Genomic DNA, 12,964 nt, shown 5'->3' with positions numbered 1-12,964 from the left:
TCTCTTTTATTTTTACTGCGAGGGAAAAATTTTTTCCCTTTATTTAAACCCAAACTAAAACCCTATATTTAAAAATCACCCTATTATTTTAGGGCCAATTTTGCTATGAACTTTTATCAGCGTCGCCTGTCTATTTTTGTAGATGGGAATAATATGTTTTATGCACAGCAGAAAAATAATTGGTTTTTTGACCCCCGTCGTGTTTTAGATTATTTTACTTGCGATCCCACCGTGCGCCTGATTAATGCCTTTTGGTACACAGGCCTAAAGGACTCCCAAGATCAGCGAGGTTTCCGGGATGCTTTAATTAGTCTGGGTTATACGGTACGCACAAAAATTCTCAAAGAATACTACGATGATGTCTCCGGTCGCTACTCTCAAAAAGCAAATTTAGACATTGAAATCGTGGTCGATATGTTTAATACAGTCGATCAATATGATCAAGTTATTTTATTTAGTGGTGATGGTGATTTTGAACGAGCAATTGAACTTTTGCGCTCAAAAAACACTCACATTACCGTTGTTTCAACGGAAGGAATGATTGCGCGGGAACTGAGAAATGCCACGGATTGTTACATTGATTTAAATAATCTGCGGGCCGAAATTGAAAAAACAGAACCTTAACTAATTACGGCAATTGTAGAAGCCTTTAAATTTCTTGAATTGTTGATTATTGATCGCTATTGTTGACTAGACTCAGGCCAAAAACGAGTGTTGTGCTCTAGTAGCGTGGCTGTCCTCAATAACTAGCAACCATAACTCTCCTCTTGTCCGCTACCGATATTCTGGACTTTGGCTCACCAAGCTGCCTGCGAGGGAAGCAACCTGTTGCGCCTGACCATCTGTTATGCCTTGGACGAATGCTACTAATCCTTTTTTACGGCAGAATATCTAATTTCTAAGGAATTGGTTTATCCTAGGGAGATAGCTATTGACTCCTTAAAATTGGGTATAGCCAGTACTTTTATTCCAATCAACATAGAGTTTTTATTTAGACTATTTTCACGCTAAGGGAGCGGGAAATGATGAACAACCAAGACGATCGCATTATTATTTTCGACACAACATTACGGGATGGTGAACAATCTCCGGGGGCAACCCTCAATGGAGACGAAAAGCTGGCGATCGCCCGTGCCCTAGCGCGACTTGGTGTAGATGTCATTGAAGCGGGTTTCCCTAGGGCGAGTCGGGGTGATTTTGATGCTGTTCAACGCATTGCCGCCGAAGTCGGTACAGAAAATGGGCCAACAATCTGTGGTTTAGCCCGGGCCACCAAGGGCGATATTGAAGCGGCGGGAAATGCCCTCAAACCTGCTTTTAAAAATCGAATCCACACTTTTATCGCCACCTCTGATATTCACCTCGAATACAAACTCCGCAAAAGTCGCAAGGATGTGTTGGCGATCGCCCCAGAGATGGTGGCCTACGCCAAAACCTTCACCAATGATGTGGAATTTTCCCCCGAAGACGCAGGCCGCTCGGATCCAGAGTTCCTTTACCAGATCCTCGAAGCCGTGATTGATGCTGGGGCGACCACCGTCAACATCCCTGACACCGTCGGCTATACGACCCCTGCTGAATTTGGCGCTCTGATCAAAGGCATCAAAGAAAACGTCCCTAACATTGACCGAGCAATTATCTCTGTCCATGGTCATAACGATTTGGGTTTAGCCGTGGCCAATTTCCTCGAAGCCGTAAAAAATGGTGCGCGACAATTAGAATGCACCATCAATGGCATTGGCGAACGGGCCGGAAATGCCGCCCTCGAAGAATTGGTGATGGCCCTCCATGTACGCCGTCAATATTACAATCCTTTCCTCGGTCGTCCCGCTGACTCAGAAGCGCCCTTGACCAATATCAATACCAAAGAGATCTACAAAACGTCTCGCCTGGTTTCTAATCTCACGGGGCTTTCTGTCCAAGCGAATAAAGCGATTGTTGGTCTGAATGCCTTTGCCCACGAGTCTGGTATTCACCAGGATGGCGTTCTGAAAAACAAGCTCACCTACGAGATTATGGATGCCCAGTCCATCGGTTTGACCGATAATCAAATTATCTTGGGTAAACATTCTGGTCGGAATGCTTTTCGCACCCGCTTAGCGGAATTAGGGTTCGACCTGTCTGACAATGATCTCAACAAAGCCTTTTTACGCTTTAAAGATCTAGCCGATAAGAAGAAAGAAATTACCGACTGGGATTTGGAGGCGATCGTCAAGGACGAAACCCAGCAACCCCCCGAATTATTCCGTCTGGAGCTAGTGCAAGTTTCCTGTGGTGACCATGCCCAACCCACGGCCACCATTACGATTCGCACCCCCGGAGGAAAAGAATTAACCGATGCCGCCATTGGTACCGGGCCTGTGGATGCCATCTATAAGGCGATTAACCGGGTGGTGCAGGTGCCCAATGAATTAATTGAATATTCTGTACAGTCAGTGACGGCGGGCATTGACGCTATTGGTGAAGTTACGATTCGTCTGCGGCACGAGGGACGAATTTATTCTGGCCATGCGGCAAATACAGATATTGTGGTGGCGTCGGCCCGGGCGTATATCAGCGCTTTGAATCGTTTGTATGCAGCTCTTCAGGAAGATGTTTCCGCTAATCCAGCGAAGGCTTCCCTGTAGTTGTTGCGGCAGTTAATCTGCTCACTTTTTCCAGCTTTTTGTAGATGGGGCTTTTTCTAATTGAGGAAAAAGTCTCTTTTTTTATGCGTTGGGCTGGAGCTGCGTCTGCGGCTGGCTTGGGTGGGCTAATTTACGGTAGTTCAAAGACTTCTGAACGGGCGCGGCCCTTGGCTTTGGCATGGTACATCGCTAAGTCGGCGTCGCGTAAAATGCCTGTCGAGGTGAGATATCGATCAAGGTTAGGCAAAACACCGATGCTCACTTTCACAAATAGGGACTGGCCCGCTAGTTCAAATGGAGTTTGTAGGGCTTTGTGGATCCGTTGGCTCACCTCAAAGGCAGTCCGGGTTTCGGCGATTTCGGTGAGGAGCACGACAAATTCGTCACCCCCCAGACGGGCTAAGGTATCGGCATCCCGGAGACATTGGCAAATACGTTTGGCAAATTCTTGGAGGAGCTGGTCGCCAACGAGGTGGCCGAGGCTGTCGTTAATCGCCTTGAAATAATCTAAGTCAAGGAATAAGAGGGCGTTGTGGTGCTGGGGATAGCGTTGTTGTTGTTTAATGACTTGCTCTAGGCGCTCTTCTAGGAGGGAGCGATTGGGGAGGCCGGTGAGGTGATCATAGAAGGCTCCTTGGACAAGGCGCTGTTCAATTTGTTTGCGATCGCCAATGTCAACCATTTGCCGAATCACATGGAGGGGTTTTCCTTCGGCATCACGCACGAGGGCGACTTGCTCTAGAACATGGACGTCTTGACCATCTTGGGCAATGTAGCGTTTTTCCCGCTGAAATTCCTGGCGATCGCCTTGGCGCAGGATGTCATTGAGGCGTTCATCTTCGGCTTGGTCATCGGTGTGGGTCAACTCTAGGTAGGTTTTTTGTAGCAGTACCTCTTGATCGTAGCCAATGATGCGGCACCAGGCCTGGTTAACCCGTTCATAGTGGCCTTCTAGGTTGGTGATCGCCATGCCGATGGGGGCGAGTTGGAAGGTTTGGTGAAATTGCGCTTCGGTTTTTTGTAGATTAGCGGCGGCGGCCTTTTCATGGCTAATATCGGTTTGGATCCCAATAAAGTGGGTCAGATAACCGACGGGATCGCGTACCGGAAAAATGTGGAGGGCATTCCAAAAGGGTTCGCCATTTTTGCGATAGTTGCGGAGAGTGGTCTTACATTCTTGACCCTTGAGGATCGCGGCTCGCAATTCTGTGAGGGATGGCTGTTGGCGATCGCGGCCCTGGAGAAAATTGCAGTTACGCCCCAGGATTTCGTCTGCGGTGTAGCCGGTAATTTTTTCAAAACCTTGGTTGACATAAATAATTGGATTATTCTCTTCTCGGGCATCGGTGATCACGACTCCCTGACGGATCACGTTAATCGAGCGGTGTAACAGGTTCATGTCCGATGCCTGGCGATCGCGTTCGATACTACTGGACAAAACATGGGCGATCGCCTGGAGAAAATAAGCCTCATCCCCACTGAAATGACGTTCCTCGGTACTATAGACCGCCAGCACTCCCCAGGGATTGTCGGCTGGGCCAATGAGCATACTGACCCCACTGATAATCTGATAATTGTGCAGTAACGTTTCGCCCCGAAAACGACTCTCAACGCGTAGATCCTCGATGCTGATCGATTGTTGTTGGGTCAGGGTATAACCCACATGGCTATCGGGGGTTGTGCTCACTGTGATCGAACCAATGAGATCGACGGGCCAGCCATAGCCCGCTTCTAGGGTGCAGATGGCGGTCTTTTTTTGTTTCAGATAGAGACAGCTATAGGGAACTTCCAGGGTGCGGGCCACGAAAATCACCGCTTGACGGAATAATTTTGCTAAATCTGACGCGTTGAGGCTGATGCTCCCTAGTTTGGCGATCGCCGACTGTTGGCGCACCTGTTGACGGAGTTGTTGTTCCGTGAGGAGTTGCTCGCTCTCGTCGAGAATACACATCAAGATCTGATCTGGAGCAATAAACACATACTCCACCCGGAGGTACAAATTTAAACGAATAAATTGCAACCGCTGACTGTTCGAGACCTCCTGCTTGAGACAATTGTCTAGATGATGGTAGAGAGTCGGTAAGGCCGCAAAAATTTTCTGGGGTCGTTGCCCTAGATTCAACGCAGGCTGCTGGAGTGCTTGGCTATTGAACCGCGCCGCCGCCGGATTAAAGTCCGATAGATAAAGCTCCCCCTCAATGGCTTGCCAACGGTAGCAGGGAAGGGGCAGCGAAAAATATTCTTGGTACTGTTGACTGTATTGGTGATCGTATTGCTCCTTTAACTGATGGTATTGTTGGAGCGCCTCTCGATATTGGTTGGCGATATGATTTTTTTCATTTTCTAAAGTTTCGATTTGGGCCGCTTGATCTTCTAATAGGGCGATCGCCTGGCCATAGGCCTCAATTAACCATGCAAAACTGCCGACTCCCCTCGGTGGTTGCCCCCCTTGATCTGGCAATTTATTAATCATAAAGTCTCTATTCCTAATCCAACGTTCCTTCTGTTCTTGTTACACAACCTGCTCTGATGTTTTTGATCTAGGGCGAGTGCGAGGGGGGCTAAAAGTTAGTAACAAAAAGAGGACTTCTCCGTACTAGCTGTTAACAATTGTTCAAAAGGGAAACTTGATCCCTTAGCCGTTATCTCAAGCCCTTATTTGGAAATAAACCATTGATGTGGGACAGAGTCAGCCTTTCTATCCTACCAAATTTCTCTTCTTTTCTTTGTCAAATTAAGGATTGATTGGACTAATCTGACTTCTTTTTTGGGAGACTCTTTTGGGGGGAGATAATGCGGACTAGAGCGACTGAAAATTACTTGATCGGATTTGGCGAAAAGGGGCGATCGCCCGATTAAAGGAGTTGAGTATTTAAACTTATTAATTGTCCCATTTCCCTGTAATGGCCTGGGTATAATGAAGCTAGAGAAGCAGCGCCGTAACTGCCATCGGGTTCAACGTTTAAAATGGGGGATTCGGCTGCTCAACCAGCAGTTGAGTCGAAATTAACCTGGGGTGATGTGCCATGTTTTCGCTGAGCAACCGTGATCGTGTTCTGGTCGTGGATGATTCGCCAGATAATTTATTGTTGATCCAGAGCATTTTAGAAGATGAAGATTTAGACCTGGTGACGGTTAATGATGGTCGCAAGGCCCTAGAGCTTGTGGCACAGCAGCCGTTCCATTTAATCTTGCTCGATGTGATGATGCCCCACATGGATGGTTTTGAGATTACGCGGCACATTCGCAACGACCCTGATATTCCCTATATTCCGATCCTGTTGATCACGGCCCATGCCCAACCAAGTGTTGCCTTGGGTTTGGATATTGGTGCCGATGACTTTATCCGTAAACCCGTTGAGATTGATGAACTGATTGCCCGGGTGCGATCGCTGCTGCGATTTAAACATACCGTTGATGAAAAAAATATGATTGTCCGGCAGCGGGAAGACTTTGCCTCCCGGTTGACCCACGATATGCGTACCCCCTTGATTGCGGCGGATCGGATGCTCAATCTCCTCTTGCAGGGGGCTTTGGGGGAATTGTCGGAAGCAATGCAAGAAGTTTTACGAACCATGTCCCGCAGTAATGCCAACCTGTTGGAGATGGTGAACAATATTTTGGAGGTTTATCGCTACGAGTCCGAGCGGAAGACGTTTTATTTTAGTCGGGTGGATCTCAAGACGATGATCACCAATGTCCTTGAGGAGCTACGCCCTTTAGCGCAGGAAAAACAGCTTCAACTCCAAGGGGAACTCCCCGAAGTTCCTGTATTGCTCGAAGGCGATCGCCTGGCGGTGCATCGCGTTTTAGTTAATCTCGTAAGTAACGCCATTAAATTTACCGAGCAAGGCCACGTCACCGTTAAATTAACCCCGATAGACCAAGACCAAGTGCAAATTCAAGTGAGCGACACAGGGAGCGGCATTAGCCCTGAAGATCAAGGAGAAATCTTTGAGCGGTTTCGCCAAGGCAAGCATTACAACGGCGGCAGTGGTCTGGGGCTACACCTTTCAAAACTGATCCTCGAAGCCCACCAAGGCCAGATCAGTCTCACCTCCCGCCTCCAAGAAGGTAGCACCTTTAAAATTACCTTACCCCTCTCCCAAACCCCTGCCCAAAGCGAGGAAAAAAAAGTTGTATGATTGAAGCTCTGCACAGCATATTATTGGCGTACTTAAGCAATTCAGTTCTATGAGCAAAGGCACTCTTTTTGATAAGGTTTGGGACTTACACACCGTTAAAGTTTTACCCTCTGGCCAAACGCAACTATTTATCGGACTGCACCTGATCCATGAAGTGACCAGTCCCCAGGCCTTTGCCATGCTCAGAGATCGCAATCTCCAGGTTATGTATCCAGAACGCACCGTCGCCACCGTGGATCACATTGTCCCGACAGAAAATCAAGCGCGGCCCTTTGCGGATCCCCTCGCCGAAGCAATGATGCAGGAACTTGAGAAAAATACTGCCGCTAACAAGATTCGTTTTTATAATGTCGGCTCTGGGAGCCAAGGGATTGTCCATGTGATTGCCCCGGAACAAGGCTTAACCCAACCGGGCATGACGGTTGCTTGTGGCGATTCTCACACTTCTACCCATGGAGCTTTTGGGGCGATCGCCTTTGGCATTGGCACGTCCCAAGTGCGGGATGTGCTCGCCTCCCAAACCCTGGCCCTGGCGAAGTTGAAAGTCCGCAAGATCGAAGTCAATGGCGATCTCCAACCGGGCGTCTATGCCAAGGATGTAATTCTGCACATTATCCGTAAACTGGGCGTTAAAGGGGGCGTCGGCTATGCCTATGAATATGCCGGGACAACCTTTGAGAAAATGTCCATGGAAGAGCGGATGACCGTCTGTAATATGTCCATCGAGGGGGGCGCCCGCTGTGGTTATGTCAATCCTGACCAAGTGACCTACGATTATTTGAAAGATCGTCCCTTTGCCCCCAAGGGAGAAGACTGGGAAAAGGCGATCGCCTGGTGGGATAGCCTCCGCAGTGAAGCCGACGCTGAATATGACGATGTGATCACCTTTGAGGCAGCAGACATTGCCCCCACCGTCACCTGGGGAATCACGCCGGGTCAAGGTATTGGCGTCGATGAATCGGTGCCGACCCCAGACATGATGGCCGAAGATGAACAGGCGATCGCCGCTGAGGCTTACAAATATATGCAGCTCCAGCCGGGCCAACCGATCCAAGGCACCAAAATTGATGTCTGTTTTATCGGTAGTTGTACCAATGGTCGCTTGAGCGATCTCCAAGAAGCGGCTAAATACGCCAAAGGTCATCGAGTTGCGCCGGGAGTAAAAGCCTTTGTGGTGCCCGGTTCTGAGCAAGTGAAACAACAAGCTGAGGCCGAGGGACTTGACCAAATTTTTACCGAAGCAGGCTTTGAATGGCGGGAACCCGGCTGCTCCATGTGCCTGGCCATGAACCCTGATAAGCTCGAAGGCACCCAAATCAGCGCTTCTTCTTCAAACCGCAACTTTAAAGGGCGGCAAGGTTCCGCGACGGGGCGCACCCTACTCATGAGTCCAGCGATGGTCGTAGCTGCCGCCGTTACAGGTCAAGTTACCGATGTGCGCACCCTCAACTAAATGATTGCCTCCAGGGTTAATCTTTCTCTGGAGATAATACCCTCTGTCTTCGGCACCTCCCCCAAGGAATAGCTTTCCGGTTCCCTTCCACTGGAAAGGCTAGGGGAGGGTTATTTCGCAACTGTGGTATTCAGTGATAACCCTCTAGTTCCCCCTCTTCATTAAGCAAAAAAAGTGAGTCCTATTCTCACTGGAATAGGACTCAAGTCAGACTGGCTTAGACAATAACATCTAAGGCCGGAAGGAGTTTAAGCTTAGGCGTTAACTGCAGTTTTTGCTGCAAGTTCACCGCTAGCATATTTCTTCGCAAACTCATCCAAGGGGATTTGCTTGATCTTGCTGGCGTTACCAGCACACCAGAATTGCTGATAGCGATCGCTACAAACCTGCTTCATGTACTTGATCGAAGGCTTGAGGAAGTGACGGGGATCGAAGTTCTTCGGATCCTTCATCGCTGCTTCACGAATTGCCGCAGTGATCGCCAGACGGTTGTCGGTGTCGATGTTTACTTTACGAACACCGCTCTTGATCCCTTTTTGAATTTCTTCTACGGGTACACCATAGGTTTCAGGAATGGCACCACCGTACTCGTTGATCATGTCGAGCCACTCTTGGGGTACGGAGGAAGAACCGTGCATGACCAAGTGAGTGTTGGGAAGCTTCGCGTGGATTTCAGCGATCCGGCTAATGGCGAGGATCTCACCAGTTGGCTTCCGGGTAAATTTGTAAGCACCGTGGCTGGTTCCGATCGCTACAGCAAGGGCATCTACTTGGGTCCGCTCAACAAATTCGACAGCTTCGTCGGGATCGGTTAGGAGTTGTTCTTTGCTGAGGGCACCTTCAAAACCGTGGCCGTCTTCTGCTTCACCCATCCCTGTTTCGAGGGAGCCAAGGCAGCCGAGTTCCCCTTCGACGGAAGCACCAACGGAGTGGGCTACTTTTACAACTTCAGCAGTCACACTGACGTTGTAGTCAAAGCTCGCGGGAGTTTTGGCATCGGCTTCGAGGGAGCCGTCCATCATTACGGAGGTGAAGCCGTTACGGATTGCGGAATAGCAGGTGGCCGGGCTGTTGCCATGGTCTTGGTGCATCGCAACGGGGATGTGGGGGTAGGTTTCCACGGCGGCAAGCACGAGGTGACGGAGGAAGTTTTCCCCGGCATAACTACGGGCACCACGGGACGCTTGGAGAATTACGGGGCTATCGGTCTCATCAGCAGCCTGCATGATGGACAGAATCTGTTCCATGTTGTTGACGTTAAACGCAGGAATGCCATAACTATTTTCTGCAGCGTGATCTAAGAGCAAACGCATTGGGACGAGAGCCATAGATGTCCTCCTATCTTACTTGCTTATTTTATTCGTGATTTTGTCAAGAAAATTAATTCTCTTATCTGACAATCTTAAGATACATTCACCCTTTTGACGAATGCTTTTGTTGAGTTTTGGCGATCGCCTTTATTGTTGGGGATTTCTGATCACTGGGTTTCACTCCACCAATTATCAAAGGGATGACCGAAGAATATGGATATTCTCCAAGGCGATCGCCCCACAACTTACTTGCACCTTTGATTGGCCCAGGGTGCTTTTTGGGGAAACTTTCCAGTATTGGATAAGTTTAATAACGTTTTAAGGCCCGCGCCATTTCCCGGCTATCTTGGCGGCGCTTGATCGTTTCGCGCTTATCGTGGAGCTTTTTCCCACGGCCTAGCCCCAGGCTGACTTTCACTAAGCTGCCCTTGAGGTACATTTTTAAAGGAATCAGCGTTAATCCCTTTTGTTCTAGTTGACCGATCAAGCGGCGAATTTCTTTACGGTGTAGCAATAATTTGCGATCGCGCTTGGGTTCATGGTTAAAGTACTGGCCACTGGCAGTGTATGGCGAAATATGCACATTGAGCAGCCACGCCTCGTTATTGCGAATCAAAACATAACCGTCCCCTAGGTTCACCTTGCCAGCCCGCACCGATTTTACCTCCGTTCCCTGGAGCTGAATCCCGGCCTCTAAGGTTTCGAGGATTTCATACTGGAAACGGGCTTTGCGATTATCACTAATGATTTTGATCGGTTTTTTGGTGTCTGCCATAGGGTTTTGAACAACTGCGGAACAAGAAATATGTAATCTCTAATCCTAACAAATTCCCCGAAGCCCCTGATCCCTCTCCCACCAGGCGCTTAATGAACCGCAATGGTCAGCAAAAGCTTTCGATCAATATATTTTTTGATGCAGGTTTCCTAATTCGCGCAGGCAACACAGCCTTCAGATCCTTCTTTAAAGTCATCTTTTTGCACGGTGCGGATATAGTAAATCGCCTTGCATCCTTCAGCCCAAGCCAACATCAAGATTTCAAAAATATCCTTCGCTTTTAAGGCTCGTTCCGGTTCGTTGGGGAAATAAATACCTTGGTTGAGATTGAAAATTAATTCCATCGAGATGCCTGTATCAATCCACTTCTGCATCGTCGCGACGGCTTTGACCACAATCCGCTGATCCATACTTTTGTTTTCTTGGTAGAACCAGAAAGATTTACCGATAAACGGTGGGGCGATGGGAACGGTGCCTTTTGCCCATTTGTCATAGAAAAATTTACTGTAGGTCGGCAAAATACTCGCGCTACAACCTTGCACTAGGGAAGAGGAAGTATTGGGAGCGATCGCCGTAATGTGGCTGTTGCGGATGCCATACTTTTGCACATCCTCACTGAGGCTTTCCCAGCGGTCTACTTCGTGGGCATTTTCTCGATACCAAGTAATCGGTTTCGCGCCGATTAAATGACCCTTACTCCATTCGCTCCCCGGGAAAGCAGGGTAAGCGCCCCGTTCTTTGGCGAGGTCCACGGAGGTGCGGGTGCAATAGTAGCCAATATCTTCAAACAGGCGATCAATGGCCTCAACATTTTTATAGGAAAGCTTATTTTTGGCGAGCCAATCCGCCAAGCCCATCGCCCCGACGCCAATGGTGCGGTAACGCTGGTTATGGATGCTACTGTCTTCAAAGGGGGTGTTAGTAATTTCGATGGTGTTATCGAGGATGCGCACCGCTACTTCACAGGCATCGGCTAGTTCCTCGGCTTCAATATTCGCCAGGTTTAAAGAGTCGAGGTTACAGGTGTGGGCAAGCTGACCCGGCACGACATTGGAGAAGGATTCGACGCACAAGTTGACCCCAGGAATATAGCCCTCGTGTTGGTTGGGGTTGGCGCGGTTAATGGTGTCCTTAAAGGCGATGTAAGGCATCCCGGTTTCGATCTGCGATCGCATAATTTCCTTAAACAGGTGCCGGGCATCTACTTTTTTGTAGAGCTTAATTTCTTTGTCGAGGCTTGCTTCAATTTGACGGTAGGCTGCGTCAAATTTTTCTCCCCAGAGGGCCGCGAGATCAATGCCGAGGTTTTCTTTGATTTCATAGGGATCGACCAGAGTCCAGGCTTCTTTGTTTTGTACCCGTCGCATGAATTCATCGGTGACCACCAATTGGGGAAACACATCGTAGGCTTTGCGCCGCTGATCCCCGTTTTCGGTCTGCATTTCGAGGAATTCCGGCACGTCTAAATGCCACACATCGAGGGAAACGGTGATTGCCCCAGCTCTGCGTCCCCCCTGATTAACGGCGATCGCCGTATCGTTGAGGAGTTTAATCCAAGGGATCACGCCCCCGGAGGCATTCGCTTTACCCATGACGCGGCTACCTGTAGCGCGAATCCGACTGACATTACAGCCCACCCCGCCACCATTTTTAGAAATGCGGGCCGCGTTGGTGATTTCCCGGAAAATACTTTCTAGGTTGTCCTCCATGCCGATAATGAAACAGGAAGAAAGGGAACCATTGGGGACGCGTAAATTGGCGAGGATCGGCGTCGCTAAAGAAATCTGCCGTTGGGCGATCGCCTCGTAAAATTTCTTTGCCCACTTCAGCCGATTTTCTGGTTTTTCCGGGAGAGCCAGGAGAAGAGCACAGGTTAAAAACGCTTCCTGGGGCAGTTCATCATCCAGAAGATAGCGCTTTGTGAGCAGCACCGCCCCCGCATAGTCATAATCCATATCCCAATCAGGATTGATCCAACCATTAGCAATCTCTAGCTCTGCCGCACTGTATTGCAACAGCCTTTCGTCGTAGGCTTTCGCCGCGACTTTTTCGGCCACGAGTTGGGAATATTGACCATACTGATAACCGCGCGCCACGAGGGTATCTTTCCAGAGGCTCCAGATGTGTAGACGCCCAGCCACATAACGCCAGTCCGGTTCTTCAGGACTACACATTTCCAGGGCACATTGAATTAAATTTTCTTGAATTTCCCGGGTGGTGACCCCATCTTTGAGGCGCGTTTTCAGGCCGGCTTCAAGTTCAATGGTGTTGGCCTCTAAATCCTGACAGGCCCATTGCACCACGTTGCGAATTCTGGTGACATCGAGGGGGGCCCGTTTACCGCTCCGTTTGATCACATAGGTCTGGGGTTTCGTCGGTGTTACCGCCGCCCTGGAAGCAGAGTAGATTGCAGTGGCGCTAGTGGTGCTTCTGGAGGGGGCAGTATCTTGACGGAGATCCATAGGGCAGACGGGATGAAGAGGTTAAATTAAAAAAATTCTGTTTAGAGATGGCACCATATTTATGGTGAAAAACAGAAAGCTTGCATATACTAACACTAGATAAGCTTGGAAAACAAATAATTTTTTTACAAAATTTTGGGGTCAATTTGGGGTATTTACGCTAGGGAAAATCGGGGAAAAACCCGCTTTTTT

Annotated in this window: 8 protein-coding genes; 4 read left to right on the top strand and 4 right to left on the bottom strand. The window is 49.0% G+C overall.

From position 1 onward, the window contains the following. Window positions 1-105 precede the first annotated feature (105 nt). Window positions 106-624 carry an NYN domain-containing protein gene (locus tag AWQ21_RS06885; RefSeq protein ID WP_012306976.1) on the top strand — a complete coding sequence of 173 codons (519 nt, stop codon included), beginning with the start codon at window positions 106-108 and terminating at the stop codon, window positions 622-624. Between the two features lie 401 nt (window positions 625-1,025). Next, window positions 1,026-2,627 carry a 2-isopropylmalate synthase gene (locus AWQ21_RS06880; protein WP_062433790.1) on the top strand — a complete coding sequence of 534 codons (1,602 nt, stop codon included), beginning with the start codon at window positions 1,026-1,028 and terminating at the stop codon, window positions 2,625-2,627. A gap of 130 nt (window positions 2,628-2,757) precedes the next feature. On the opposite strand, the gene AWQ21_RS06875 is transcribed toward AWQ21_RS06880, so the two are convergent. Further along, complete coding sequence (locus AWQ21_RS06875; protein WP_065713894.1) at window positions 2,758-5,100, bottom strand: sensor domain-containing diguanylate cyclase; 2,343 nt, start codon at window positions 5,098-5,100, stop codon at window positions 2,758-2,760. Between the two features lie 553 nt (window positions 5,101-5,653). Here AWQ21_RS06875 and AWQ21_RS06870 point away from each other — a divergent pair. Next, window positions 5,654-6,772 (top strand): HAMP domain-containing sensor histidine kinase, encoded by a 1,119-nt coding sequence (locus tag AWQ21_RS06870; protein ID WP_065713893.1) that lies wholly within the window; start codon window positions 5,654-5,656, stop codon window positions 6,770-6,772. A gap of 49 nt (window positions 6,773-6,821) precedes the next feature. Continuing rightward, window positions 6,822-8,225, top strand: coding sequence for a 3-isopropylmalate dehydratase large subunit (gene leuC, locus AWQ21_RS06865; RefSeq protein ID WP_065713892.1), 1,404 nt, complete (start codon window positions 6,822-6,824; stop codon window positions 8,223-8,225). Window positions 8,226-8,479: 254 nt separating this feature from the next. On the opposite strand, the gene fba is transcribed toward leuC, so the two are convergent. The 3 genes from fba to AWQ21_RS06850 form a co-directional block, all read right to left on the bottom strand. Then, window positions 8,480-9,553, bottom strand: coding sequence for a class II fructose-bisphosphate aldolase (fba, locus tag AWQ21_RS06860; protein WP_030006557.1), 1,074 nt, complete (start codon window positions 9,551-9,553; stop codon window positions 8,480-8,482). Between the two features lie 289 nt (window positions 9,554-9,842). Beyond that, window positions 9,843-10,310: an SsrA-binding protein SmpB gene (gene smpB, locus AWQ21_RS06855; protein WP_012306970.1), complete on the bottom strand. Its 468-nt coding sequence runs from the start codon at window positions 10,308-10,310 to the stop codon at window positions 9,843-9,845. A gap of 149 nt (window positions 10,311-10,459) precedes the next feature. Beyond that, window positions 10,460-12,772 (bottom strand): ribonucleoside-diphosphate reductase subunit alpha, encoded by a 2,313-nt coding sequence (locus tag AWQ21_RS06850; protein WP_083997985.1) that lies wholly within the window; start codon window positions 12,770-12,772, stop codon window positions 10,460-10,462. Window positions 12,773-12,964: the final 192 nt, after the last annotated feature.

It is taken from the genome of Picosynechococcus sp. PCC 7003, from assembly GCF_001693255.1.
In the GTDB taxonomy this organism is placed as follows: domain Bacteria; phylum Cyanobacteriota; class Cyanobacteriia; order Cyanobacteriales; family MRBY01; genus MRBY01.
This window is presented reverse-complemented; position numbering and strand designations above follow the sequence as displayed.

Coding starts and splice junctions, on each gene's coding strand:
- AWQ21_RS06885 (WP_012306976.1), top strand. CDS start 106: ATGAACTTTTATCAGCGTCGCCTGTCTATTTTTGTAGATGGGAATAAT.
- AWQ21_RS06880 (WP_062433790.1), top strand. CDS start 1,026: ATGAACAACCAAGACGATCGCATTATTATTTTCGACACAACATTACGG.
- AWQ21_RS06875 (WP_065713894.1), bottom strand. CDS start 5,100: ATGATTAATAAATTGCCAGATCAAGGGGGGCAACCACCGAGGGGAGTC.
- AWQ21_RS06870 (WP_065713893.1), top strand. CDS start 5,654: ATGTTTTCGCTGAGCAACCGTGATCGTGTTCTGGTCGTGGATGATTCG.
- leuC (WP_065713892.1), top strand. CDS start 6,822: ATGAGCAAAGGCACTCTTTTTGATAAGGTTTGGGACTTACACACCGTT.
- fba (WP_030006557.1), bottom strand. CDS start 9,553: ATGGCTCTCGTCCCAATGCGTTTGCTCTTAGATCACGCTGCAGAAAAT.
- smpB (WP_012306970.1), bottom strand. CDS start 10,310: ATGGCAGACACCAAAAAACCGATCAAAATCATTAGTGATAATCGCAAA.
- AWQ21_RS06850 (WP_083997985.1), bottom strand. CDS start 12,772: ATGGATCTCCGTCAAGATACTGCCCCCTCCAGAAGCACCACTAGCGCC.